Here is a 25,230-nt window from a genome sequence, read left to right on the forward strand (position 1 = left end):
ACGGATTTCCCGTGGGTTGTTGGTTTAAAGCTTAGAACGAAACCAGAATGAGGGTTGGTTTCAGACGGTTGGTCGGGTAATCGACCCCTTCATGGGCCACGCCAGCATAAAAGGTCATGCGATCTTCCCGCTGCTTAATTTGTACCCGCCCAACAATCGTCGCTTCTTCACCTGGGTAGAGGTAATCAAATTTATTTGGGTCGGCCCATTGCTCAGGGCTGCGCGGCGAAATTGCCCAGCGGAAGGGGTAGCGAAAGCCAGAGCCGCCATTGCCATCCCAATCGATCGCCACCCGCCACAAGCCGCCACCAAGGTTGGCATACTGCTCGTTTTCAATCGACGAATAGCTTTGGTTGGTGCTGTAGGTGTAGCCCGAAGCAGGGCCAAAGGTGCGCAACGCCACTTCGCTGTTATTTTTGACCTTGAAGGTGACGGTGATGGTATCGTTTAATAAAATTTGCTCAGGGCCAATTTCAACGCTGAGCACATCAAGCGCCCCAATCCCCGCACTGCTGAGGGTTACATCGCCGCGCTTGGTTACGCGATTACCAAGGCCATCATCGGCACGCAATTCATATTGATAGGTGCCTGCGGCCAAAATGCCGCCAACGACTGGTCGCCCCGACCAAGCTTCACTATGCTCGCCCAGCCCTTGCAGCTCGCGGTTGACAATTGGATAGCGAGTCTGGTTGGTTGGATCGATCACATCGAGCGAAACGGTCGCGGTAATTGGCAAGCGATACGAGAAGGTGGTAAAATCCTCAACCGCATCATCATTGGGCGAAAATGGGTTGGGCGTGACCCGCAGATCATACACATCGAAGCTGGCGCTTGGTGCTTGATCGATTTGCAGATTCAGCCGTTGGGCAGCAGCGTTTTCCGCCTCTACCACCAGCGTGTAGTTGCCATTCGGTAGCAAGCGATTGGTATCAGCGTCAATCGGCACGCTGCCATCGAATACCACTTGATAGGCATCCTTAGAAGGCTCGCGTTTAACTGCTTGCCGCAGGGCGTAACGCTCGCCAGCAGCGGTTTCGAGCCAAATCGAAACATTGGTTGGCTGGCCAATTAAATAGCTAATCGTGGTGGTACGCGGGCCGGTATTCAAGTTGATAATTGGCTCGCTGAGCGTTACCTCACTCAGCGCCGTATCCGAGCCACAGCCAATTAATAAAGCGAGACCCAAACTTAGCCCCAAAACATAGTTAAGCTTCTTTCGCAAGATTATTTGCCTCCGACTCGATCAATCCATAACGATGGGCGAAAATGCTCATGGCAACAATGCCAACCAGCACGCCAAACCACAAGGTGCAAAAGCGAATCACAATTGTGGCGGCGGTTGCAGCGCCTTCGCCTAATTTTACCAAGGTAGTAATTAACAAGGTACTCGAAACTTCCGAAGCGCCCAAGCCACCTGGTAAGAATGATACCAGACCAAACAGCGTCGAGGCGGCAAAAATAAAGGTCGATTGTAACAAAAGTGATCCAGATGCTTCAGCGCCAAAGCCTCGCAACACATAATACATGGCCACACATTCGCCAGCCCACGAAACAACCGAAATAATTGTCGAGACCACCAACAAACGTCCGCTTAACAGCTCGGCGCTGCTTTCGTAAAAGCTGTGTAAGGGCTTGGCAAAACGGGCCAAGCGCCCGCGTTCCAGCCAGCCAATAAAGCCCAAGGCAACGCGACGATTTTGGAACAACGCCAAGCCAAGCACGCTCACAATAACCAAGGCCACAAAGGCTGGGCGGGCTGGCGGATAGAGCGCCAAACCAGTGCCCATCAACAGTAACATCGCCAAGCCATCGGTCAAGCGTTCGGCCAGCACAATTGGCGCCGAGCGGCTGATAGGCGTGCCATTCAAACGTTTGAGCAAGCCCGATTTGAGCACCTCGCCAACTTTACCAGGCGTTACCGCCATCACCATGCCAGCACAAAAAAGCAGCGCACTTTGGCTGTAACTCACATTGGTGCCTTGGCCTAGCTTGCGCAGATAGTAATCCCATTTGAGCCAACGCAATACATAATTGAAGATTGTAAAGCCCAGCACTGCTGGCAGCATGAGCCAATTGAAGCTGCTGAGGCTATCGCCAACCTTGCCAATATCGCTAAATAGCGCCAAGCCAAGCATAACAATGACGCCAAGCACCACAGAAATTACAACTTTTGAGCGTAATGATTTATCCACACAAGCTCCTTAAGCCAGGTATTGTTCACGTTCAGTCACAAAGTCTGATTATACTCCATCCCACATGTCCTTGATTTGGAACCAAGTTGTTACCAGCATGGAACCTATGTTGGAACCTTGGCTGCCTATACTAGCAATTGTTAAGTATCTTTATCAAGAAAGTCATCTAAGGAGTGTGTGGTGGTTGATGTCGTCACTTTAGCGGGTAGTCCAGCGCCCCGCTCAACAACAGCAGTACTTTTGGAGCATTCCAAGGCTGTGTTAGAACGCCACTCGCTTGTAGTGAAATCGATGAGTGTGCGGGATATTCCACCAGAGGAATTGATCGGCCAAGCTCAATTCAGCCCAGCAGTACGCCATTATACCCAACTTATTCGCCAAGCGGGAGCGCTGATTGTGGCAACGCCTATTTATAAGGATACCTATGCTGAATTATTACGGGCGTGGCTTAATTTACTTCCAGCAGGAGTTTTACGGAATACGTTGGTATTGCCAATAATTACTGGCTCCTCGGCGCGCACCGAAGCCCAAATCTATGCAGATTTGGCGGCGCGTTTTCGCCAGCTTGGAGCCAAGCATATTATTCCAAGCCTGTTTGCCGCCGAGCAGCAAATTCAATTAACTGCAACGAAATCGCAGCCGCGGATTCATCGCCATTTAGAAGAACGCTTGGGGCTGGCGCTTGATACTATTGCCCAGCAATTAGGAGTTTTGCCATTGGCAGCAGTGGCCTAAGGAGCAGATCATGGTACGCCGTTTTTCGATTGGTTGGCAACGCTTGGCCTTAGCTTTGATCGTCGGGCTTTTGGCAAGCTGTGGCTCCACCAGCAATGATGCTGCTTCGAATGGACAAACGAGCACCCGCAGCCTGCGGATTGGCTATCAAAAGGGTGGCTCGTTGCCGATTCTCAAGGGCAACGGCGCACTTGAAGCTCGGCTCAAAGATGTGAAGATCGAATGGATTGAGTTTGCCGCTGGGCCGCCATTGTTGGAAGCCCTGAACGCTGGCAGCATTGATATTGGTTCAACAGGCCAAACGCCGCCAATTTTTGCCCAAGCCGCTGGCACGCCGCTGGTGTATATCGCTTCGGTTGCGGCTTCGCCAACTGGCCAAGCCTTGCTTGTACCGAAAGACTCGCCAATTCAAAGCGTCAGCGAGCTGAAGGGCAAGAAAGTTGCCTTTGCCAAAGGTTCGAGCGCCCATTATTTTGCAATTGATGTCTTGCGCGAAGCAGGCTTGCAATATAGCGAGATTGAGCCAGCTTTTCTGACTCCGCCAAATGCCCGCCCTGCCTTCGAGGGTGGCAGCGTCGATGCCTGGATTATTTGGGAACCCTATTTAACGATTGCGCTTAAGGCCACCGATGCCCGCGTGTTGCACAATGGAGCGAGCCTTGCGCCCAGCCATAGCTATTATTTGGCCGCCAAAACCTTTGCCGAGCAGCATCCCGATCTGGTTAGCGCAACCTTAGACGAAATTCAAAAAGTTGAGCAATGGTCGCAGCAAGAGCCACAGGCGGTTGCCAAGATTTTGGCTCCAGTCATTGGGGTTGATGCGGCAATCTTAGAAGAAGTGGCCAAGAAACAGGCCTTTGGGCTTAGCCCAATCAATGACGCACTTGTGACTGAGCAACAACACATTGCCGATACCTTCTTTGAATTAGGCTTAATTCCGCAAAAGGTGAGCATTCGTGAAGCAGTTTGGGTATGGCAACCAGCCCAAACCAGCGCGCAATAGCGTCGATCTGTATAATCATCAGTGATGATTTCCTGCTGTCGTTGGTGTTCGCTGGGGTGGTGTGACCCAACGGCAGCGCTCATTGCTAAAGGAGCTTGGCTCGATGGAAATTTTGTGGTTTATTCCAACCCACGGCGATGGCCGCTATCTCGCCTCGACCGTGGCTAGCCGCTCGACGACGTTTCCCTATTTGCGCCAAATTGCCCAAGCGGTCGATGAATTGGGCTTTACAGGCGCGTTGCTACCAACTGGCCACTATTGCGAGGATGCTTGGGTTTTGGCTTCGGCACTGGCAGCGGTCACCCGCCAGATGAAATTTTTGGTGGCAATTCGCCCAGGCCTGATGTTGCCTGGCCCTGCTGTGCGTATGGCCTCGACCTTCGACCGCATTTCCAATGGCCGCTTGTTGATCAATGTGGTTGCTGGTGGCGATAGTGCCGAAGTTGCCAGCGATGGCTTACAGCTCGACCATGATCAGCGCTACGAATTGACCGATGAGTTTTTGGAGGTTTGGCGGCGAGTGTTGGCAGGCGAACATGTAACGCTCGAAGGCCAGCATATTCATGTCACCGATGGCAAATTGCTCTTACCACCAGTCCAACAACCACACCCTCCGCTCTATTTTGGTGGTTCATCGCCAGCAGCGCTCGAAGTTGCGGCCAAACATGTTGATGTTTATCTGACATGGGGCGAACCACCAGCCCAAGTTGCCGAGAAAATAGCCCAAGTACGGGCTTTGGCTGCCAAGCATGGACGCACGTTGCGCTTCGGCATGCGCATGCATGTAATCGTGCGCGAAACCAACCAAGCAGCGTGGGATGCAGCCAACGACCTAATTCGCTATGTTGATGATACGGCGATTGCTGCCGCTCAAGCTGCCTTCGCCAAGATGGATTCGGTTGGCCAAAAGCGCATGCAAGCCTTGCACAATGGCAATCGCAACCAGCTTGAAGTTAGCCCGAATTTGTGGGCTGGGGTTGGCTTAGTGCGTGGTGGCGCTGGCACGGCCTTAGTTGGCGATGCCGATACGGTTGCCGAGCGCATGCTCGAATATAGCGAGCTTGGCATCGATACCTTTGTGCTCTCGGGCTATCCACACTTGGAAGAAGCCTATCGCGTGGCTGAATTGTTGTTTCCGCGCTTGCCGCTTGGCAGCAAACCAGCGCCGCCAGCGAATCAACCCAGCATTTTTGGCGAACTTTTGCAGTTGCACGAGTTTTCGCGCCGAGAAGGACAAGTCAGAACATAGAGCATAGAACATAGAGCATAAAGGCTATAGGCTTCAGGCTATGGGCTATCGGGAATTGGTTGGAATACCAAAATCTGTGACCAAAAAACATCCTTCGCGCTCTTCGCGTCCTTCGTGGTTCCGAATTCTTCGTGGATGAATATTTTAACGCAGCGGCGCAGAGAAAGCATGGCTATGGGCTGTTGGCTATGGGCTATCGGAACATTATCCCCATAATCTGTGCCAAAGGGTTTAGGGTTATTGATCCACGAAGGACACGAAGAGCACGAAGGGCTTTGAAATAATCAATCTGTGAAATTCGTGCAATTCGTGGCTAAAAACCTGGTCCCTGACCCCTGATCCCTAGACCCTAAATAAGGAGCACGGCAATGGCATTGGCGATTGAACAACCGACAACGAGTGCGACGCGCCCAGCCCGACGGCTGCAACTGCGCCAATTGGGCCAACGCTGGCTGCCATGGCTAGTACCAGTTTTATTGATTGGCGTATGGCAACTGAGCGCAACCCTCGGCTGGATCAGTGCACGGGTTCTGCCAGCGCCCAGCACAATTCTGCAAACAACCTGGGATTTGCTGCTGCACCACAATTTGCTTGGCGATATTGCCATCAGCACCCGCCGCGCCTTGGTTGGCTTGGCAATCGGTGGCGGCCTTGGCTTTGGGTTTGGGTTGTTGAATGGCACATTTGCCATCAGCGAACAGCTGTTTGATAGCAGCTTCCAAATGATTCGCAATATTCCCCATTTGGCCTTGCTGCCATTGGTGATTTTATGGTTTGGCATTGGCGAAACAGCACGCCTCTTTTTGGTAGCCTTTGGCGTGTTCTTCCCGCTCTATTTGAATACCTATCACGGTGTCCGCAGCATTGATCCCAAGCTGCGCGAGATGGGCATTGTCTATGGGCTATCGAAATGGGGCTTGTTTCGCCACATTATCTTTCCCGGAGCCTTGCCCTCAATTTTGGTTGGCTTACGCCATGCCTTGGGAGTGATGTGGCTCACGTTGATCGTCGCTGAAAGCTTGGCATCCAACGCAGGCATTGGCCATTTGACTATGAACGCTCGTGAATTTATGCAAACCGACGTGTTGGTAATGGGTATTGTGATCTATGCCCTGCTTGGCAAGTTGGCCGATACAATTGCGCGTTTGATCGAACGGCGCAGCCTTCGTTGGCAAGTTGGCGCATAAACAATAATCTCGTAGGAGTGTGTGATGAGTATTCGTGGCGTTGAATTAGGGCTGCGTGGGTTGGGCAAGGCAATTGCCAACCGCACAATTTTGCACGACATTAATCTTGAAATTAAGCCAGGCGAATTTATCGCCGTGATTGGCAAAAGCGGCTGTGGCAAAACCACACTCTTACGCTTGATTGCTGGCCTCACCGAGCCAACAATTGGCCAAGTTGCGCTTGATGATAGCCCGCTCGATGGCTTGAATCCTGCGGCGCGAGTGATGTTTCAAGATGCCCGCTTGCTGCCGTGGAAACGGGTTTGGGAGAATGTCGCGCTCGGGTTGCCTGGCCTCAATGCAGATCAAGCCTTGCAAGCTTTGCACCAAGTTGGTCTCGCTGATCGCGCCTACGACTGGCCCTTGGGCTTATCTGGCGGCGAACGTCAACGCTTGGCTCTCGCTCGCGCCATCGCCAACACGCCAAGTTTGTTGCTGCTCGATGAGCCGTTTGGTGCGCTCGATGCGCTCACTCGGATCGAAATGCAACACTTAGTCGAGCAATTATGGCGGGCCCAAGGCTTCACCGCCATTCTCGTCACCCACGATGTTGAAGAAGCCATCGCCTTAGCCGATCGGGTGTTGCTGATTCAAAACCAACATATTGCGCTCAATTTGCCAATTCACCTGCCACGTAGCCGCCAACGGGGCAGCGCCGAATTCGCCGCGATCAAAGATCAACTGCTTGGGGCAATTTTCGGCGCTGGCTATCCACTGGCAACGCGCGTCGTTGGGGCATAAAAGAACATAAAACAAAGAGCATAGAACATACATTGCGGGGTCAGGGGCTAGTTGTCAGAGGTCGGTATATGAATAAGCCCTAGCTACTGACCCCTGACCCCTCTAAACTTTCCCCTCGTTTTAGCGAATGCCAAAGATATTGATAATATGCGGCGTATCGATAATCACGTGTGGAGCAATGGCGTGGTAGCCCCAAGCATGGACCCAAGCATTGCCCGTGCGCAAGGTCAACACCGTTTTGATCATACCAGCCCCAAAGTAGTTGATCAGCATAAAGATAATTGAAATTAGCGCATTAGTTAGGGTGCTGAAGTTGGTCCACGCTTCGGCCATATGCACCAGCGCATAGCACAGACCGCCAAGCAAAACCGTGGTTATGGCTGAATTCGTCAGCTTGAGAAAACGTGGAACCAATATTGAATAGATCAGCACCATAGTTGGCAGCACCGTGCCAATGCCATAAATCACAAAGGAAAGGGGCAAGCCCAAGGCCAATTGGCTGAAACTTAAACGGTTGAGGCTTGTACTCAAGGTTGTTAACTCGAATAATATTTCTGAAATCCCAATCACTGCAATTACCAGCAAATCATTGCGGCGATTGCTTGAAACTAAATTGAGCTGAACTGCCGAATAGCGCCGTCGAAACCACAGATATGGGCCAACCGCATAAAAGCCAAAATTATAAATTGCCCAACTCCACACCTCAGCAACCGCTAAATCGCTATGCCCACCAACCAAGGTTCCTGCCAAATGAAAACTGAATGGCTTGAAGCCCAATAATGGGCCTAAAATCCAACCCAAGGCTTGCCCAAACAGCGCATAGGCAATTAATCCAAGCGTTTCGCGCAAGGCTTGGCTACGTTCAGGAGCGCGTGCAGCAAGATCAGGGATTATGCGTTTGCGTGTGAGCATAACGGTCAAGCCCATCAAGACAAATACTTCGAGCAGCATAATGCTTGGCACAAACATCTGCATGATAAATGGAGCGCCTGCAAACGCAGGCCGATCAAATGGCAGCACGCCCTTGGCCAACAGCACGATCAGGCCATGGCCAACAATCCACAAAATGAACGTCAATTGAACGCCACGATGACGTAATAATGTACGAAACCAGCTTGGTTGGGTTTGCTGCTGCGCTGGCGATTGGCTGATTGGTAGTTGCACGCTATTGCTCCTTCAGATTAATGGGCTAACCATAAAGCCTGACACAGTGGCAGAGTCAAGCAGCAATCGAACTATGAGGGATGAAGGATGCTGAGGCCAGACGAGTTGGAACCACGAAGAATGCGAAGCACCCGAAGCGGAGGAACATTACAGCAATTCAGCTGCTGCCCATGGGAAGTTAGCTAATGCGCAACCATTGGCTTTGCTTTTTGAACATCTATGACAAAGCCTTGGCAAGCAGACAACTCGTAGTACACTACCTAGGTGCTGCGATGGCGGCACAGCGAAATCTGCAATTAACCATTCCAGCGAGGGAAATAGCGTATGGCTTCATCAGAGGCAGACAGCGTGCCCCAACGCCGCGCCCGCCCGCAACGACTTAATCGGAGCAAAATCGCCAGCATTGTGATGGCATGGATGGCCTTGTGCTGGCTGATTATTGGCAGCGTATTTTATAGCATCATCCCTGGTGGCTGGTTCAGCATCATCGGCTTGATGCTGCTGAGTTATATTCCCTTGCTCTTTGTTGCGCGCTCGTTTGGCGGGCCAGTTGCTCCATCGGCGCATCTGCGCTTATGGGGTTTTCGGCCATTTTGGTATAGCCAATTGCTGTTGCCGCTGATGGCGATGGGTGGTTTAGTCGGTTTAATTATCGGCTTGCCATTTCATAGTAGCAGCATCGTTGGCCGTAGCCTTGCTGGCGGCATCGGGCTGATCTATTTGGCAGGCATTGGCTTGGCCTATTTTGGCTCACGCCGTTTGGCGGTGCGCGAATTGACCGCCAATTTGCCCCAATTGCCTAGCGAACTGGCAGGCTTGAAGATTGTACAAATCTCGGATACCCACGTTGGGCCGCATACGTCGCGCCGCCATTTGCGCAATGTGGTCGAGGCGATTGAAGCAGCCAAGCCCGATTTGATTGTGATGACTGGCGATCAAGTTGATGATTATGTCGATGATGTTAAGCCATTTGCCGCTGCCTTCGGCCAACTTTCAGCGCCATTGGGCGTGGTCGCGATTGCTGGCAACCACGATGTTTATGCAGGCTGGGATGGCGTGCGGGCAGGTTTAGAAGCCATAGGCATCAAGGTTTTAGTTAATCAAGCCACAGCCTTTAACTATCGCGGGGTGCGTTGGTGGCTGGCGGGCACTGGCGATCCCGCCGGAACCTATGTGGCCTCAGGCCGCGAATCAGTTGCGCCGGATATTGCCAAAACCTTAGCCAAGATTCCCGCCAACGATTTTCATGTGGTCTTGGCGCATAACCCAGCGCTCTGGCCAGCCTTGGCCGAACGCAACGTGCCATTGACCCTCAGCGGCCATACCCACTACGGCCAATTTGCCATTCCCAAACTTGGCTGGAGCATGGCCTCGGCCTTTTTGGAACATGCAATGGGTCACTATCAGCAGGCTCAATCGCTGCTCTACATCAACCCTGGCACCAACTATTGGGGCATTCCCTTTCGGCTTGGCACCAAACCAGAAGTAACCGTGATTACTTTGCAACCAAGCCCAACCGCCTCGATCAGCGAATCGAAAGCATAATCAAAATCAAGCATTGATTGCTAAACCATCAGCAGCTCCAACGATTACGTTCTAACTGCTGATGGTTTTTTGTTACCCGTTTGTTACAACAAAACCAGTATTCATTCTTCTATACTTAGGCTATGAAGTATCTTTTTAGAAGTAATTGGCTTGCAATGCTAGCTTTTGTAAGCACATTATTAATTCAATGGATCGTGCTCCGCCCATTATTACTTGGTATTTCAGCCACGTATGTCGTCTTTGCTCGCAACGAGCCATTCAGTCAACGCTTGTTCCTCTATTGTATTATGAGTTTTAGTTTATTAGTTGGTGGCTTATTTGCACGCAAGCACTATCTACTGTTAGCGCCAATCATTGCAACTGCTAGCTATCTGCTTGGCGTTTGCTATTTGCAAAATCTGTTGCTGAATCCTGATCTCTGGAAGTTGAGCCAGCGTGGTTACAGCGTCAGAATGCTCGAAATCGCCAGCCTTGCGCTCGCGCTTGGTTGGCTGGTTGATCGCGTGCGACAAGCCATAATCCTCAGCCACCGCAAACGCCAAGCCCTGCATACAGCAACGCTTTATCCGAATGAGCGATAATCGTTCAGGGTGCAGGACTAAGCGAAACAGGAACCGCGAAGAACGCGAAGGGCGCGAAGATATGAAACTTGTATTGATCGAAGGCAAACGTCAAGCTGATTGCACGTTACTTACAGCAGCGTACTCACCTCAATCAAAATCGCTGAAGGCACTTCAAAATAGAAGCCATAGCTACCACGCATTGAGTGTGGTTGCTGAATTGTCGCTGCATATTCAGTCTGCAAACGCGTAAAACATTGGTCAACAGCAGCGGTCGATTCAAGAATAAAGCCCACATGAAAGCCCGCCGGATACTGCGGCAGCTCGTTTTGTTGGCTTAAAACGAAGCTAAATTGGGCTTGGCCCTGCAAAACCGCCAAACGCGAGCCTTTGGTTGCCAAAACCACAAAATCAAAATAGCGGCAAAAGAAATCACACGCCACAGTCAAATCGCTAACAATTAAGTTCAGATGATTAAGCTGCATTGCTCACCTCTGCATTCTTAATTAGTTGCGCCAACACGTTGAGCGTTGTTTGATACGCTTCTGGCGTGATCTGCCGCATCAGTTGCGCCCGCTGCTCGTGCACCAAACGCGTAACATCAGCAAAGCGCTCAAGCGCTGCCGGATTGATTGCAAGTTCACAGGCCAGCAGATTAGTGTGCTCGGCTGGCGCAGAAATCCAATGTTGTTCAACTAATGTCGTGACGGTCATGCGCAATGTTGCTTGATCAGCCAACACAGCGGTAATTGTTGACACTGAATCCAAGCGTACTGGCTGCTGTTGCTGCACGATATTCAATAGTTGCCAAGCCAAACGCGATAAGCCAAACTGGGCTAAAGCTCGATCCAACCATGCGGTCAGCGCCTGATCGGCCTCTTTGAGCCAATAGCCGATTGGTTTTTGTTGCTCGTTCATCGTTGTTCCTCCTATAACAGAGCAACAGCATACCGCTTGGCACAGGCTTAATCTTGTAAAAAATCGGCATTAACCTGCTGGCAAAATTGGCGTGGCGTGAGGCCAGCAAAATGGCGAAATTCATGCAGCAAATGGGCTTGGTCGCTGTAGCCCAAATCCGCTGCGAGCGCTGCAATCGATTGCATTGGTTGCTGAACCAAGCGATCGCGCACCTGCTCAAAGCGAATCAAACGGGCCAGTTGTTTGGGCGTAATGCCTGTTATTTGGCGAAATTGGCGCTCAAATTGGCTCAGCGAGAGCCGTTGATGCTGGACTAATTCAGCAATCCGCACATTGCCAAACTCTTGATAGAGCAGCAAACCGCTGTGGTGCAGCGCCAACGTGGGCTTGCTCGCAACCATATGATCAATTAAATAAGCATGAACATACTGCAACAGTGTGGCCAAATCGGCAAAGCGCGCCCAATGGCGCACCTGAGCGGCAAAACGCTGCCAGCGCGGCTCGTTCAACGCCAAAGGTTCATTTGGCAAACATGGTTGACCTAGCAAATCAGCAACCGCCCAGGCATATATTTGAATACCCACCAACTGGCAAGCCCCAGTTGCATACAAGTGTAATGGTTGCTGTTGCACGCCCAAGATAAAGGCCGCTGGCAGCTCGCAAAGCGTGCCATTGGCTCGCAGCCATTGCAGTGGCGCACCACAGCAAATAATCAATTGGGCATACGAATCGGGAATAATTGCTTGGCGATTGTAGTGGGCCTGCGATTCAGCCAACGCCCACAGCCGCATAATCTGCGAACCCAGCGATTCGTCAACGCCCAAGCTTTGGTGCTGCATCCGCCCTCCTTGCTTGCAAAAAGCAGCGTTAAACAAAAAGACACTCGGCAAAACCGAGTGTCTTGGTGACGCATACGGGATTCGAACCCGTGATCTTCACCTTGAAAGGGTGACGTCCTAGGCCGCTAGACGAATGCGCCATGCAACGTTGTGTATTATATCCAGCAGCCGATTTTTGTCAAATTACCCAAAGCTGAGCACCATTGTGCTTGAGGGGGTGCAGGGGGATTAAAGCCCCCTGCGTCTCCCGCTGGCGGGACGGAAGGATGGTGATCAATCCTCATTCAGCACTATAACCAAGCGTTTACCATTACAATTCAACAATCGATAAGCGGTCGAGGGCGAACATGCGCTGCGCATTGCGCAAGTAGCAGTAGGCGTGCAAGATGTGGCGCTTGCCTTCAACCGTCAGCCCAATTGGCAACACCCGCCGCTCAACTGGGTCGCCGCCAGCAGTCCGATACGAAATCATCAACGATTGACGGCTGGTCATAGCCGTCGAAATCTCTTGAATCAATGGGCTTTCTTCATCGCCAGGCAATAGGCCACGTTGCGCGCGCAGCAAATCGGCCAAGGTATGCACGCCTTTGCGATATAAAATATCAAGCAGATGTTCAAAGACTGGGCGCAAAGCCACCACATCGCTCATGGCGCGGTGCGAAGGCGCTTTTTCGCCAAGGTTGGTTGCCAACGAAGTCAAATTATAGCGCCGCGCAGTGATGTAGCGCCGAGCCAAAGCCAGCGTGTCGATAACTGGAGTTTCCAGCGGTGGCAAATTAATGCGGCCTAATTCGCTAGTCAAAAATCCAATATCAAAATAGGCGTTGTGCGCAACTAACACTGCTTCATGCAATAATTTATTGACTTTGGGCCAAATTTCGCCAAATGACGGCGCATTTGCAATCATTTCGGCACTAATGCCATTGACTGCGAATGCAGCGGGATCAATTTCGCGTTGCGGATTTACCAAAAACTCACAACGATCAATAATCTCGCGACCTTGAATGCGCATTGCAGCCATTTCACAAATGCGATGCCCAATTTGAACATCTAAGCCAGTGCTTTCCATATCGAACAACACAAACGGAATGGTGTGCAACGGACGATCAAGGAGAGTATACATGCGTGCTTCATTTCTAGTTCCCGTGCGGGAAACATTTAACAACTTCGCTCGACAGTACGTGCAAAAGGCTTGCAAGGTTTGTCGTTACTGATTGTCAGTCTAACACGCTCATGTGTCAATATTTGTCATTTTAATAATCAGTTTAGCTTTGATCGTCGCTAATATCGGCAACTTGGGCTTTGGCTGCTTGTTGTAAATGGCTCGGCGCAACCAGCATTTGCAAGCCACGTTGACCAGCACTCAAGCTAATTCGCGGATGCTGAAACGCGCTGAAATCGAGCACTACCGGCATTGCCCGCCGCGTGCCCAACGGCGAAACGCCACCTTTGAGATAGCCAGTCAAGCGCGTTAATTCCTCAATTGGAGCCATTTCAACTCGTTTATCGCCAATCGCATCAGCCAATTTCTTCAAGCTCAAATGATGATTGCTGGGCACAACCGCCAGCACATAGCCTTTTTTCTCGCCTTTGACCAGCAAAGTTTTAAACAACATATTCAAGGGCAAGTTGAGCTTTGTGGCTGCTTCTTCGGCAGTAAATTCTGTTGCCTCAAAACTCAACAGCTCAAAATCGCTAGTCACACGGCACATCACATCGGTTGCTCTGGTTCTGGTTCCCATCATTGGCCTCCATCACAATAACGCTCATTATAATCATTCACTAGACCTAGTTCAAACCAGCTTTTGGCCTATTTGGAGCACGAAAATGTATGTTAAACTAGCCTTGGATGTTCGCTATATTCGATTGAGGAGAATGTATGTTCAAACCAAAACCACAGCTTAAACTCTCAAAGCAGGGCATCAATGCAGTCTTGTTGATTGGCGGCATTGGTGCAAGCTTGCTGTTGATCCCCACGCTGATCATCACGCTTTCAACCAAAGAACTTGATACCTTTCTCGGCTGGTTTAACTTTATTGGCTTTGTCGTATTGTTGGTGAGTATTCGGCTGGTGCTGCGCCGCCCAGGCATGTATGAGTTGCCACCGCCACCAGCAATGCCAACCAACGTTGATCCCAGCCAAGGCTATTACGTTCCGCCAGCATATGTCAATGAATCACCAGGGCCGTTTGCCCATGGCCGTGGTATGAGTTCGATCCCGCCAATGCGCACAACTTTGCGCGGCAAATTCGCCTTAGCTGGCACATTTATCTTGGGTTTTATCATTATGCTTGGCTTGATGGCAATTTTGTCGCGCACCACAAACCTTAATAATGATGCATTTACCACAATTTTAATCCTTGGGATGGTTGGAGTTGCCATCGCAGCACCCAACATTTTGCGTCTACCAGGCATGCGCAAACCTAGGCAGTAAATCCGATCCACGAGGAAACGAGGCCAAGAAACCGCGAAGGACGCGAAGGTTATTTTTTGATCCACGAAGGACACGAAGAAACACGAAGGGTCAACTTTGTGCTCTTCGTGTTTCTTCGTGGATCATCATTATGTTCTATGCTCTTTGTTCTTCCTTGGGTGGATCGCCAATAGGCGGTTGGGGCCTGCTCGGCGGATCGCCAATCGTGGGCGGAGCATCATTGGCTGGCTCAATTGGCGGGTCGCCAATCGGCGTGGTTTCAGGTGTTGGTGGCTCAATTGGTGTTGGCTGATCGCTTTGGTCGCTCATCGCAATATCCTCATCCTAAAGCTAGGCTTTGCCGTTGCGCAACGTTCGAATAAATTGAACAATCGCAACTAACGTACCAACAATACTCATCACGACCCCCAAAACCACACCCAAGGCCGTGCCCCCAACGGCATAGGTAGCTTTTTGTTGCGAGGTAGCCAGCGCTGGCGGCAAGGCGGTCGTTGGCAAGTCTGGCGGCGTGGGCAAAGCAATAGCTGGGGCCTGCTTCGCGCGCCGAGTTTGATTCCAATCGGTATACACCCGGCAAAATTCCGCGCCAAAAAAGATAATTTGGCTGGCGTAATAAATCCATGCGAGCAATGCGATAAAAGCCGCCACTGTCGTCGAAGCAGTATATTTATTGCCGCCAAGAAACAGCGAAAGCACGATTTTGCCAATTTCCCACAGCGCTGCGGTCAAAAGTGCCCCAGGCAATATATCGCGCCAGCGCATTTTGGGCTTGGGCATGGCAAAAAACAGCAAAAAGAAAATTAAGACATTGACTGCAAACGCTAGGGCAAAAGTAAAAATTTGCCAGCCAACCCCAACCCCAGGCAAATTGAAGCTCTTGGACAAATTTTCTAGGCCTTGCAATACAGAGGAAAGAATCAACGAGCTAATTAACAGCAAGCCAATCACTAGTACCAAGGAAAATGCTTTGCTACGCTCAATCACGGTACTTCTGATGGTATAGAGAAAATTGCCCTGCTTGGGCTGAATATCCCAAATAACATCAAACGATTTATCGATTTGGACGAAAATCCCGCTAGCAGCAAAAAAGGTTGTAATTAAAGCAATTGGCGCATTCGTACCAGCTTGTTGACTTAGGCTTTTCAAAATTTCAACCAGTGCGTTGCGAATCGAAGAGTTATCAACGCCAACTTGCGGACTTGTTTGAAAGACCTGCATCAGCGAATTAACTAAGGTTTCTTCAACATTAGCGTTAGTATCACCTTGCAAGCGCAACCAATAGCCCAAAACTGAAAGTAATAATAAAATCAACGGAAAGATTGAAAATACCGCGTAATATGCCAACGATGCAGCCATGCGCGAACAATCATCATCGTTCCATGCTTTGACTGTGCGTTGCAGCAAAGGCCAAGCGGTTTTCGTAACCCATTGTTTCATAGATTGCGCCTCATCTCACACTAGGCGATTAATTGCCCGATTATGTTTGTTCGCGGTTGAGCATGCCAGCACTGCCAAGCACGCTTTGGGTTTCATCCATTAGCTCTTCAATCTGGCGAATATACGATTGATGTTGCGCCGTCGCCGCAACTTCAGCAGTAACTTCGTCTTGCTGAATTGTAACCAAGCGCTCACGCAGCACCTTCAATTGGTTGCGGTAGGTATCGGCCAACTGGTCATCAATTGCTTTGTTAAACCACAGTTCGCGACCCAAAATTTGAATCGTCGCTGCCAAGGGTGGCGCAATCAGCATGCCCAAAATCCCCGAAGCCTGCGCCATCACCATCAATATCAAGACCACCAACACAGGACTAACCCGATTGGCCCCGTATAAACGTGGCTCGACCCAAATTTGCAGCATTGCAAACACCGCAATCGTTGATAAACCAGCCAACAACGCCACTGGCAAACTGACCAACAAGCCCATCGCAACCGCTGGAATTAGCGCCAACAAAACCCCAACCCACGGCACCAGCCATGCAATCGCAATCCACAAGGCTAGCAAGGTTGGGTAGGGCATGCCAATGAATTCAAACACCATGCCCAAGCTAATGCCTGCCAACGAGCTTTGGGCCACTTCGCTGCGAATATAGGCACCAACTTCAAGCTCAACCGCGCGCCAAATCGTGCGCGCCCGCTGGCGATGTTTGGCATTGATTAATGAGAGCCACAAGCGCTCAAAGCGATTTTGATCAACCGCCCAATAGGTGCTCAGCGAGAGCAAAATAACCAACTGAGCCAGAAAATCAAAGACCCCACTGCTAAACCCAATAATGCTATCTACAACCGCCGTGCCATCGGTGCCAGCCATATAATCAAGCAACCCTTGACGCGATGGCAATTCGCTGGCAATCGTTTGTTGCCATTGTTGGCCTTGCGGCCAAGTGATGGTGATATTGGTATAAAAATTGAGCAATTGATCGCCAGCCCGTTGCAATTCAGTCAACAAGCCACGACTAATTACTGCAAACAAGCTGCCAAAAAAGATAAAGCTGGCAAAATAGACCAAGCCATAGGCCGCGCCACGACTCATCCCGCGATCGATCAAGCGCTGCGCAAATGGTCGAACTGCCGAGGCAATCACCAACGAAACCAAAAAGAGCAACACCGCATCGCTAAACATCCACATCAGCACCACAAGGCCAATTGTGAAGAGGATGGTTGCAGTAACCCGCGCAAGCTGTTTCATGCGGCTAGTTCCTCACTGCTATTGATCGCCGCAAGCATGCCATCCAAATCAACCACCACATGCTCTAGTTGATCATCAAACACAATATTGGCTTCATCTTCGTTTTCATCAGCCCGATTATGCCGCTGTAAGGCTTGGAGCAATTGTTGCGATTCGTAATGCAAGACGCCAAAACGATCGCGGCGGGTTACATTCGCACTCGATTCACTTTGGTTAAACACCAAGCGAGTGAAGATAATTTGCACAATTGCCGCCAAAGGCACGGCCAAAATCCCGCCTGCCAAGCCCAAGGTCGCGCTAAATGCAGCAAAGGCAACCAACGTCAACACTGCATTGACCCCAACCGCGCGATCCATCACCTTGGGAACCAAAAAGGTGCCTTCGATTTGTTGAATCACCACGGTTGCCACAATCACCCAAGTAAAGGCGGTTACATCGCCTTGGGCAAGCGTAATCAGCAGCGGCGGCACCGCTCCCAACACTGGCCCTAGAATAGGAATTGTCTCCAGCAAGCCAGCCAAAATGCCTAACACAATCGCATAATCGATGCCAATCAACAGGTAGGCAGCGGTCGAAAGTGCGCCAATCGATAAATCAAGAATCAATTGGCCACGAATAAACGCACCCATTTTGGCTTGAATTTCAGCAATCAGCGAACGCCAATTCTCACGCTTTTCGACAGCGACTAATTGCAACAAGGTGCGCAGCACCCGATCACCATCGAGCGTCCAGTAGAAGCCAAGCAACAGCGTAGCAATCACCACAAACAGACTAATGCCTGTATTTTCGAGTACGCTAATTAATTGAGTCACCGCGACGTCAGTTTGTTGCTGGTTGGTTTCGGCGGGAGCAACGCCCGAGAGCGAAAGCGGCGCTTCAAGTGGCAAGCGAGCAGCCAAATTGCGAATAAAACTGCTCCGCGAGGAAACCAGAAACTGACGCGCATCGTGGTAATACTCGGGTATTTTGGCGGTAATCGCGGTAATTTGCTCGGTAATCAGCGGCGCCAGCAGCACCACAACCCCAATCAACAAGCCCAATAACAGCAGGTAGGCGATAATCACCCCCAGCTGGGGCGCGATTTTGAGCCGTTGCAACAGCTGCACCAGCGGGCGAATTGCTGTGCTGAGCACAAACGCAATAAACGCCACCACAAACACACTATAAAAATTAACAATCACAAAAGCAAGGCCGATCATCGCAAGGACGACCAAAGTTGCGGTCATGACACGCCGCGTTGTCCAACGAGCGAGGGTCAACGAAAGCTCGTCCATGGCGACTCCCATACACAAATATGCTTAGCTGGATGGATACAGGCAGGATTTAAGCAACAACTATACCAAAAACATCGCCTGTAGCAAGCGTAAAATTAAGCCAATCCTTAACCGATTCTTGCCAGATTTTCAGCAGAGTGTGCTATGCTAGGGGGAATAATTCCGAATCCCACCACCTCAGCGGTGTTGCCTATTATTCAAGAAGGAGTGTGCTGCATGAGCCAACCGCAAGCTGCTGCACGAATTTTGGTTGTCGAGGATGAAAAAGAAATTGCTGGCTATTTGCGGCGAGGTTTGGCCTTCGAAGGGTTTACAGTCGAGGTAGCACACGATGGGCCAACCGGCATTGCCGCCGCCCGCGAACGCCCCGCCGATCTGGTGATTCTCGATATTATGTTGCCAGGCATGGATGGTTTTGAGGTTTGTCGGCGTTTGCGCGCTGGCAGCGATGTGCCAATTATTATGCTTACCGCTAAAGAAACGGTGCCCGACCGCGTGATGGGCTTGGAAAGTGGCGCCGACGATTATTTGATCAAGCCCTTTGCCTTTGAAGAGTTGCTTGCTCGCATTCGCGCATTGCTGCGCCGCCATGTTGCGCGCACCGAAGGCCCGGTCGTGCTCCAAGTTAATGGCTTAGAGATGAACACTGCTTCGCGCGAGGTTACAATTGCTGGGCGCGCAGTGCAACTCACCGCCAAAGAATACGAACTGCTCGAATTATTTATGCGCCATCCAGGCCAAGTGCTGACCCGCGATGTGATTTACGATCGGGTTTGGGGCTATGATTTTGGCGGCGAATCGAATATCATTGAAGTCTATGTGCGCTATTTGCGCCAAAAACTCGAAGAATCGGGCGAAGGCCGCATGCTGCACACCGTGCGCGGCGCTGGCTATATTTTACGTGAACAACCCTACGGTGAACGATGACCCTACGCTATCGGCTAACCTTCATTTCTGTCGCCTTTATGACCCTTGGATTGCTCATCCTAGGGTTGACGCTCTATTCTGCTGAACGGGCGATTTTGCTCAATGGCGTGCGCGATGATTTAGTGCGGGCTACCAACCAAATTCAAAGCCAATATGCCCAAGCCAAAAAGCCGCTTGAGCGCTATTTCAGCGGCACGAGCATCTCGTTGTTGCCTGTGCCAAACGAAGATTTTGAGGGTTCGCCGATTTCGGTTGCGGTCTTTTATCCCAATGGCGTGCGCTTGGCTGCAACTCCAGCGTTTATGGGCGAAGGCCCAAGCCTCGATAGCACTGAATTGGCTTCGGCGCTCGAAAAAAATTCAGTTATGAGCACCAAACCATCGGCCTATGGTCGCACCATGCAGGTGGTTTCGCCATTAACCTTCGATAACACGGTGGTTGGTGTGTTGGTGGCTAGCCAATCGTTGCGCACGGTTGATCGTGCCTTGGATACCTTGTCGTTGGTGTTTCTGATTGCTGGCTCGCTGACGATTGTGCTGATGTACCTTGGCATTAGTCAAATTACCAAGCGCGGCCTCCGCCCAATTGATATGATTGCCAACACTGCCGAGCAAATTGTGCGCGCCGAAGATTTGAGCCGCCGGATCGCTGTGGCCAATCCCCACGATGAGCTTGGTCGGCTCGCCACCATCACCAACGATTTGCTGGCGCGCATGGAAGGTTTGTTCAACACTCAAAAACGGCTCACCGCCGACGTTTCCCACGAATTGCGCACGCCGCTGGCTGCCATGCGCGGCAATCTCGAAGTGCTACGCCGTGGCGCAATGCACAACCCCGAATTGCTCAGCGAATCGCTCAGCGACTTAGAACGCGAAGTTGTGCGTTTGAATCGCTTGGTCAACGACCTATTATTTTTGGCTCAAACTGAGGCTGGCGTGCAAATGCGTAGCGAGCCAGTCGAGCTTGATACCTTGATTTTGGAAGTATTTCGCGAATTGCGCCCACTCGCCGAGCATGTCAAGCTGCAAATTGGCAGCGAAGATCAAGCAACGGTTATTGGCGATCGCGACCGCCTCAAGCAAGCAATGCTCAATCTGGCCTATAACGCAATTCAACATACGCCCGATGATGGCACAGTCACCCTCAGTTTGGAACGAGTTGGCCGCGAGGTGGCACTGCGGGTGCAAGATACTGGCGAGGGGATTCCTGCCGATGTGTTGCCCCATATCTTCCAACGTTTCTATCGCGCCGACAAATCGCGGGTACGCAAGGGCGGCGGGGCTGGGATTGGGCTGGCAATCGTCAAATGGATTACCGATGCCCATCGGGGCACAATCGAAGTTCGATCAAACGTTGGCGAAGGCAGTATGTTCACCTTGTGGCTGCCCTTAGCACCAGCCACCGATCGGCTGCTTACTAGCCAGCTGCGCGATTCGCCATCGCAACCATTGCCCGTTATTCGGCAATAACGATATTTTAACCGCGAAGAACGCGAAGGACACGAAGTAATTAACCTTAGTGGTTCTTCGTGTCCTTCGTGGTTAACTCGTTATTCTATCCGATCCTACTCGGTTGGTAATTCGAGCTTTTTGAACAGCACGCTTGGCGCTGCTAGCTCGCGGCCCGCTGGCAGATCGCTCCATTCCCAGCGCCCAACCCATGTGCTTGGTTCGCAGGTGAGCACTTCGTGGCTGTGCTGGCTTTCTTGGCGTTCTTCAAACAGCAATGGTCCAGCCAAATAGCCTTCGTTGCCCAAGAGTTCATGCAATTTTTGGCTGGTGAATGGCAAAAATGGCGTGAATAAGGTGCGCAAATTATTAATTGCTTGCAAAGCAACATACAAAATCGTGCCACCCCGCTCGCGATCAGTTTTGAGCACTTTCCATGGTTCTTGGCTAGCCAAATATTCGTTGACCGACCGCGCCGCTGCCATCGTGGCAATCAAGGCTGCTTTGAAATGCGCTAGCTCCAATTCCTTGCCAACGGTTTCAAAGGCGTTGCGCACCGTTGCCAAAGCTGCTTCATCTTCGGCGGTCAGGGCTTGCGGTGTTGGCACATGGCCAAAATTCTTGTGGGTAATGGAAAGCACCCGATTGACCAAATTGCCCCACGTTGCAACCAATTCCTCGTTGTTGCGGCGAATAAATTCGCTCAACGACCACTCGGTGTCCGAGGTTTCGGGGCCAGCAATTACCAAGAAATAGCGCAACGGATCGGGATCATATTGGGCTAAAAATTCGCCAACAAACGGGATGCTATTACCTTCAGCCCGTGATGATGAGATTTTCTCGCCGCCTGCCAAGGTCAAAAATTCGCTGCTGACCACTTCATAGGGCAATTCCAGCTCGCCATGGCCAATCAGCATGGCTGGCCAAATCACGCTATGGAACACAATGTTGTCTTTGCCCATAAAGTAGTAATGCCGGGCCTCTGGGTTGAGCCACCACTCGCGCCAAGCCTCAGGTCGCCCAACCTTGGTCGCCCATTCAACTGCTGCCGAAAGATAGCCAATGACTGCATCAAACCAAACGTAAATCCGCTTGCTATCGAATTCGTCGCCCTCGACCGGAATTGGCACGCCCCAAGTCAAGTCGCGAGTAATTGCGCGGGCTGGCACTTCTTCAAGCAAGCCCAACGAAAAGCGTTTTACATTTGGGCGCCAATGGTCTTGGCTTGAAATCCATTCGCGCAAACGATCAACAAAGGCTGGCAAATCCAAGAAAAAGTGTTTGGTTGGCTTAAAGATTGGGGTTGCGCCGCTCAAGGTCGAACGTGCCTCAATCAAATCGACTGGATCAAGCTGCTTGCCACAGTTATCGCATTGATCGCCGCGCGCTTTATCGTAGCCACAATGTGGGCAGGTGCCTTCGACGTAGCGGTCGGGCAAAAAGCGCTTGTCTGCCTCGCTATAGGTGCCAATCATTTCTTTGGTAAAAATATAGCCTTTTTCCTGCAAGCGGGTGAAAAATGCTTGGGTTATTTGGTAATGGTTTTCGGTCGATGTCCTAGTAAATAAATCATACGACAAGCCCAAATCGCGCAGGTTATTGCGAATTTCAGCATTGTAGAAATCGGTTACTTCGCGGGGCGTTTTGCCCTCGCGATCAGCACGCACCGTAATGGGCGTGCCATGATCGTCGGTGCCGCTGACCATCAAAACATTGTTTCCGACCAAGCGTTGATAGCGGGCAAAAACATCGCTCGGCACCCCAAAGCCTGCAACATGGCCAAGGTGACGCGCGCCTGAGGCATACGGCCAGGCTACCGCCACTAAAATATTTTTTGACATACACACATCCTTAAAACAAACCGAGGGCAACAAAAAACCGAGCACACGTCGCCCGGTTGCGTGATTCAACGAGGTGGGCGCATCTTCTAGTTGGCGGGAAGGCCCGCCATGAAGCCGCCAGCGGTAAGGCGAATCCCAGCCCATAGCCAAAAATCGGCTGCTGCTTGCGCCGCTTCTGGGGAAGTTTTGGCTGTGCGTTGCAATGGTTGCATTTGGGTTCCTCGCCTACGTAGCCCCATTGTACCACACTGGCTGGTTGGACGCATAGGCCTATGGGAGTAGAGCAAAGAGCATAGAACATAGAAAAGGATGAAATACCAAATCAAAAGTCAGAAGGCAGAAATCAAAAATCAGCAAGTTGAAATTTAACGCAGAGGCGCAGAGGGATGATGGCTATAGGCTATAGAAATCATAATCTGGGTCAATCGGTGGCATCTGTGGCGAAAAATCGGCGCTTCGTGCCCTTCGTGGATCAACATTATGCTCTATGTGTAATGGTTCATCACATTAACCACCAGCATTCTTTTCCACCCTTCCGTCCCGCCAGCGGGAAACGCAGGGGGCTTTAATCCCCCTGCACCCCCTCAAGGACAATTCGTGACCGAACCGCATCCATTGATGACCCTGCGGATGCGTGGTGGACAGCGAAAACCAACCCTTGGGATAGAGTTGCGATGCGGGAATGCTGCGGTTGCTAACGCAATAAACCAGTACCGCTATGCTCTATGTTCTATGCTCTATGTGTAATGATACAATAGGTTAGCGATCATATTCGTGTCCATCGTGGAGGCCCTATGGGAATACACCGCAATGCCGCGCTGACGGTACGCCAACGGCAAGAACTGCAACGCCTGCGCCGTGAGGAGGGCTGGACGATTGCCCGCTTAGCCACCCATTTTCGGGTCAATCGGAGTACCGTCTTCCGCTGGATTCATCGTGACCATCCCGATGACCGCTCCTCAGCCCCCAACCACCATGGCCGGATCGTCGTCACCGACGCCTATCGTACGGCCGTGCTCACCTATCGCGATGCGAACCCGCATCACGGAACCCAGCGCATCGCCCATGAACTCCAGGCCCAGTTTCCAACCGCCAATAACGCGACCATCTGGCGGATTTTGCATGCCGCTGGCCGGATCGGATCATGCCCCAAAAAAAACGGGTAGCGTGGCATATTCCGGTGGGACGGCATCGGGTGCAATTGGATATTCAGGAATTACCCGCGATTCAGGGGCAGCATGGACGGGAATACAAAATCAGCGTGATTCACCTGCGGACGCGGATCAAATATTCCGAAATCCATCCGACCCAAACCAGCGCCGTGATTGCGAGGGTGCTTGCCCAAGCCGTGACGCGGGTCCCGCCCTTCCATCTGGTGGTGACCGACAATGCCATGATGTTCACCATGGCGTATACCGCCCATCCGCAGCGGGTCACGGCCTTTGAACGGATGGTGCGGCACTTGGGATTACGCCATTGGCGGATACCGCGCCGTGCGCCGTGGCGGAACGGGTTTATTGAACGGAGTAACCGGACGGATAACGAGGAGTGTTTCCATCGGCAGCAGTTCGTATCCTCGGAAGAACGGCGGTATGTCCATCGGTTGTGGGAAATGAGCTATAACACCCGGCGACCGCATCAGGGTCTTGGGGGTGAAACCCCCGATGCGGTGTTTCGTCGCGAGTATGCGCGGGATACCAACATTCGGTTGTTAATGTTATGAAACATTACATCTATACGCTTGATGTGAGTTAGGCTTCTTTAAGAATGGTGAAGGTGAGCACATCGATCCCAAAGCGTGCACGCAACACGGCTTTTAAGACCAGATGGGTCACCTTGCTCGCAATACGGGTCGCCAAGCCTTCTACGGTTTTGGCCAACAAGCGCTCGACATGCCGTCCGGTGTTTTGCAGTTCATGAAACGTCCCTTCGATCCGTTCACGGATCGACCCGAGGAGCGCATCAAATGGCGCGGGATTCCGTCGTTGATTGTGGCGTTTGGCCGTCCAGATGCGATTCGTAGTCGTGTTCCGCACCGCCTGCTGCCATTGTTGACCAAGAAAGCCTTTATCCGCCCAGACATCGGCATTCGTGATTCGGTCGAGTAGTTCGTCCGCAGCGGCTCGCTCATCGGTATGGGCAGGAACGAGATCATAGGCGACGGGAATGCCATCCAGGGTCGTGAGCATGACCAGTTTATAGCCAAAATAATGCAATTTGCGGCTAACACAGTACCCATAGCTGGCACTGCCAGCAAAATCGCTGCGGGTTTTGGGGCGGGCATACCCAACCACGGGAATCGGTTTGGTATCCAGAATGACCTGCGGACGAGTAATGGTTGCCCAGGAGCGGAGCCACGACTGGCGTAATGGTTCAAGCAGGCCACACAGGCGGCGAGCATGACGATTGAATTGGCTTTGATGCGGCAGGGTCGGAAATAAATCGGCA

27 protein-coding genes and 1 tRNA gene are annotated in these 25,230 nt (G+C 51.4%); 12 read left to right on the forward strand and 16 right to left on the reverse strand.

Annotated features, from left to right (window positions below):
* Positions 1 to 31: 31 nt before the first annotated feature.
* Together SE18_RS03475 and SE18_RS03480 are read right to left on the reverse strand one after the other, a co-directional pair.
* Complete coding sequence (locus SE18_RS03475; protein ID WP_152976543.1) at positions 32 to 1,222, reverse strand: hypothetical protein; 1,191 nt, start codon at positions 1,220 to 1,222, stop codon at positions 32 to 34.
* Entirely contained in the window at positions 1,206 to 2,192 is a 987-nt protein-coding gene (locus SE18_RS03480) for a lysylphosphatidylglycerol synthase transmembrane domain-containing protein (RefSeq protein ID WP_054533032.1), read from the reverse strand. Before SE18_RS03480 ends, SE18_RS03475 begins: the two co-directional genes overlap by 17 nt.
* Positions 2,193 to 2,372: 180 nt before the next feature.
* On the opposite strand from SE18_RS03480, the gene SE18_RS03485 reads away from it, so the two are divergent.
* From SE18_RS03485 to SE18_RS03505, 5 genes are all read left to right on the forward strand, one after another.
* On the forward strand, positions 2,373 to 2,927 hold the full coding sequence (locus SE18_RS03485) for an NAD(P)H-dependent oxidoreductase (RefSeq protein ID WP_054533033.1): 555 nt from the start codon (positions 2,373 to 2,375) through the stop codon (positions 2,925 to 2,927).
* Positions 2,928 to 2,937: 10 nt separating this feature from the next.
* Positions 2,938 to 3,930: a sulfonate ABC transporter substrate-binding protein gene (locus SE18_RS03490; protein ID WP_054533034.1), complete on the forward strand. Its 993-nt coding sequence runs from the start codon at positions 2,938 to 2,940 to the stop codon at positions 3,928 to 3,930.
* A gap of 103 nt (positions 3,931 to 4,033) precedes the next feature.
* Positions 4,034 to 5,179, forward strand: coding sequence for an FMNH2-dependent alkanesulfonate monooxygenase (gene ssuD / locus SE18_RS03495; RefSeq protein ID WP_054533035.1), 1,146 nt, complete (start codon positions 4,034 to 4,036; stop codon positions 5,177 to 5,179).
* Positions 5,180 to 5,547: 368 nt separating this feature from the next.
* Positions 5,548 to 6,366 (forward strand): ABC transporter permease subunit, encoded by an 819-nt coding sequence (locus SE18_RS03500; RefSeq protein WP_054533036.1) that lies wholly within the window; start codon positions 5,548 to 5,550, stop codon positions 6,364 to 6,366.
* 24 nt (positions 6,367 to 6,390) lie between these two features.
* Positions 6,391 to 7,146, forward strand: a complete 756-nt coding sequence (locus tag SE18_RS03505; RefSeq protein WP_054533037.1) for an ABC transporter ATP-binding protein — start codon at positions 6,391 to 6,393, stop codon at positions 7,144 to 7,146.
* Between the two features lie 120 nt (positions 7,147 to 7,266).
* Here the strand turns inward: SE18_RS03505 and SE18_RS03510 are convergent, their stop codons facing one another.
* Entirely contained in the window at positions 7,267 to 8,310 is a 1,044-nt protein-coding gene (locus SE18_RS03510; protein WP_054533038.1) for a hypothetical protein, read from the reverse strand.
* Positions 8,311 to 8,634: 324 nt separating this feature from the next.
* On the opposite strand from SE18_RS03510, the gene SE18_RS03515 reads away from it, so the two are divergent.
* Together SE18_RS03515 and SE18_RS03520 are read left to right on the forward strand one after the other, a co-directional pair.
* Positions 8,635 to 9,855: a metallophosphoesterase gene (locus SE18_RS03515; protein WP_054533039.1), complete on the forward strand. Its 1,221-nt coding sequence runs from the start codon at positions 8,635 to 8,637 to the stop codon at positions 9,853 to 9,855.
* 155 nt (positions 9,856 to 10,010) lie between these two features.
* The gene (locus tag SE18_RS03520; RefSeq protein ID WP_054533040.1) at positions 10,011 to 10,436 is read left to right on the forward strand and encodes a hypothetical protein; all 426 of its coding nucleotides are present in this window, start codon (positions 10,011 to 10,013) and stop codon (positions 10,434 to 10,436) included.
* Between the two features lie 110 nt (positions 10,437 to 10,546).
* Here SE18_RS03520 and SE18_RS03525 read toward each other — a convergent pair whose 3' ends face one another.
* The 6 genes from SE18_RS03525 to SE18_RS03550 all read right to left on the reverse strand — a co-directional run bounded on the left by SE18_RS03525 (position 10,547) and on the right by SE18_RS03550 (position 13,917).
* Entirely contained in the window at positions 10,547 to 10,900 is a 354-nt protein-coding gene (locus SE18_RS03525; RefSeq protein ID WP_054533041.1) for a VOC family protein, read from the reverse strand.
* Positions 10,890 to 11,333, reverse strand: coding sequence for a hypothetical protein (locus tag SE18_RS03530; protein WP_054533042.1), 444 nt, complete (start codon positions 11,331 to 11,333; stop codon positions 10,890 to 10,892). Before SE18_RS03530 ends, SE18_RS03525 begins: the two co-directional genes overlap by 11 nt.
* 47 nt (positions 11,334 to 11,380) lie before the next feature.
* Complete coding sequence (locus tag SE18_RS03535) at positions 11,381 to 12,172, reverse strand: AraC family transcriptional regulator (RefSeq protein WP_054533043.1); 792 nt, start codon at positions 12,170 to 12,172, stop codon at positions 11,381 to 11,383.
* A 63-nt stretch (positions 12,173 to 12,235) separates the two neighbouring features.
* Positions 12,236 to 12,312, reverse strand: a tRNA-Glu gene (locus tag SE18_RS03540).
* Between the two features lie 170 nt (positions 12,313 to 12,482).
* Positions 12,483 to 13,295, reverse strand: coding sequence for an exonuclease domain-containing protein (locus SE18_RS03545; protein WP_054533044.1), 813 nt, complete (start codon positions 13,293 to 13,295; stop codon positions 12,483 to 12,485).
* Between the two features lie 142 nt (positions 13,296 to 13,437).
* Entirely contained in the window at positions 13,438 to 13,917 is a 480-nt protein-coding gene (locus tag SE18_RS03550) for an aminoacyl-tRNA deacylase (RefSeq protein ID WP_083469697.1), read from the reverse strand.
* Between the two features lie 134 nt (positions 13,918 to 14,051).
* Between SE18_RS03550 and SE18_RS03555 the strand changes: the two genes are divergently transcribed.
* Positions 14,052 to 14,606, forward strand: a complete 555-nt coding sequence (locus SE18_RS03555; protein WP_054533046.1) for a hypothetical protein — start codon at positions 14,052 to 14,054, stop codon at positions 14,604 to 14,606.
* A 135-nt stretch (positions 14,607 to 14,741) separates the two neighbouring features.
* Here SE18_RS03555 and SE18_RS27370 read toward each other — a convergent pair whose 3' ends face one another.
* The 4 genes from SE18_RS27370 to SE18_RS03570 are packed head-to-tail and all read right to left on the reverse strand — an operon-like array spanning position 14,742 to position 18,566.
* On the reverse strand, positions 14,742 to 14,915 hold the full coding sequence (locus SE18_RS27370) for a hypothetical protein (RefSeq protein WP_160319463.1): 174 nt from the start codon (positions 14,913 to 14,915) through the stop codon (positions 14,742 to 14,744).
* Positions 14,916 to 14,936: 21 nt separating this feature from the next.
* A complete protein-coding gene (locus SE18_RS03560; RefSeq protein WP_054533047.1) occupies positions 14,937 to 16,043 on the reverse strand; it encodes a YihY/virulence factor BrkB family protein in 1,107 nt (368 codons plus the stop codon).
* 40 nt (positions 16,044 to 16,083) lie between these two features.
* Positions 16,084 to 17,292, reverse strand: coding sequence for an AI-2E family transporter (locus tag SE18_RS03565; RefSeq protein WP_054533048.1), 1,209 nt, complete (start codon positions 17,290 to 17,292; stop codon positions 16,084 to 16,086).
* Positions 17,289 to 18,566 carry an AI-2E family transporter gene (locus SE18_RS03570; protein ID WP_054533049.1) on the reverse strand — a complete coding sequence of 426 codons (1,278 nt, stop codon included), beginning with the start codon at positions 18,564 to 18,566 and terminating at the stop codon, positions 17,289 to 17,291. The genes SE18_RS03565 and SE18_RS03570 overlap by 4 nt, the downstream gene beginning before the upstream one ends.
* 216 nt (positions 18,567 to 18,782) lie before the next feature.
* Here SE18_RS03570 and SE18_RS03575 point away from each other — a divergent pair, with 216 nt between their 5' ends.
* Together SE18_RS03575 and SE18_RS03580 are read left to right on the forward strand one after the other, a co-directional pair.
* Positions 18,783 to 19,493, forward strand: coding sequence for a response regulator transcription factor (locus SE18_RS03575; protein WP_012190338.1), 711 nt, complete (start codon positions 18,783 to 18,785; stop codon positions 19,491 to 19,493).
* Positions 19,490 to 20,962 (forward strand): sensor histidine kinase, encoded by a 1,473-nt coding sequence (locus SE18_RS03580; RefSeq protein ID WP_054533050.1) that lies wholly within the window; start codon positions 19,490 to 19,492, stop codon positions 20,960 to 20,962. The genes SE18_RS03575 and SE18_RS03580 overlap by 4 nt, the downstream gene beginning before the upstream one ends.
* Before the next feature lie 95 nt (positions 20,963 to 21,057).
* Here SE18_RS03580 and metG read toward each other — a convergent pair whose 3' ends face one another.
* Positions 21,058 to 22,782, reverse strand: coding sequence for a methionine--tRNA ligase (gene metG / locus SE18_RS03585; protein ID WP_054533051.1), 1,725 nt, complete (start codon positions 22,780 to 22,782; stop codon positions 21,058 to 21,060).
* Positions 22,783 to 22,868: 86 nt separating this feature from the next.
* On the reverse strand, positions 22,869 to 22,994 hold the full coding sequence (locus SE18_RS28120; protein ID WP_269083549.1) for a hypothetical protein: 126 nt from the start codon (positions 22,992 to 22,994) through the stop codon (positions 22,869 to 22,871).
* Positions 22,995 to 23,576: 582 nt separating this feature from the next.
* Here SE18_RS28120 and SE18_RS03590 point away from each other — a divergent pair.
* Both SE18_RS03590 and SE18_RS03595 read left to right on the forward strand, forming a co-directional pair.
* Positions 23,577 to 23,948: a helix-turn-helix domain-containing protein gene (locus tag SE18_RS03590; protein WP_054533052.1), complete on the forward strand. Its 372-nt coding sequence runs from the start codon at positions 23,577 to 23,579 to the stop codon at positions 23,946 to 23,948.
* Complete coding sequence (locus SE18_RS03595) at positions 23,927 to 24,505, forward strand: integrase core domain-containing protein (RefSeq protein WP_054533053.1); 579 nt, start codon at positions 23,927 to 23,929, stop codon at positions 24,503 to 24,505. The genes SE18_RS03590 and SE18_RS03595 overlap by 22 nt, the downstream gene beginning before the upstream one ends.
* Positions 24,506 to 24,533: 28 nt before the next feature.
* On the opposite strand, the gene SE18_RS03600 is transcribed toward SE18_RS03595, so the two are convergent.
* Positions 24,534 to 25,230, reverse strand: a 697-nt coding sequence (locus SE18_RS03600) for an IS982 family transposase (RefSeq protein ID WP_054532803.1), incomplete at its 5' end; no start/stop codon positions are given.

It is taken from the genome of Herpetosiphon geysericola, assembly GCF_001306135.1.
Classification (GTDB): Bacteria; Chloroflexota; Chloroflexia; order Chloroflexales; family Herpetosiphonaceae; genus Herpetosiphon; species Herpetosiphon geysericola.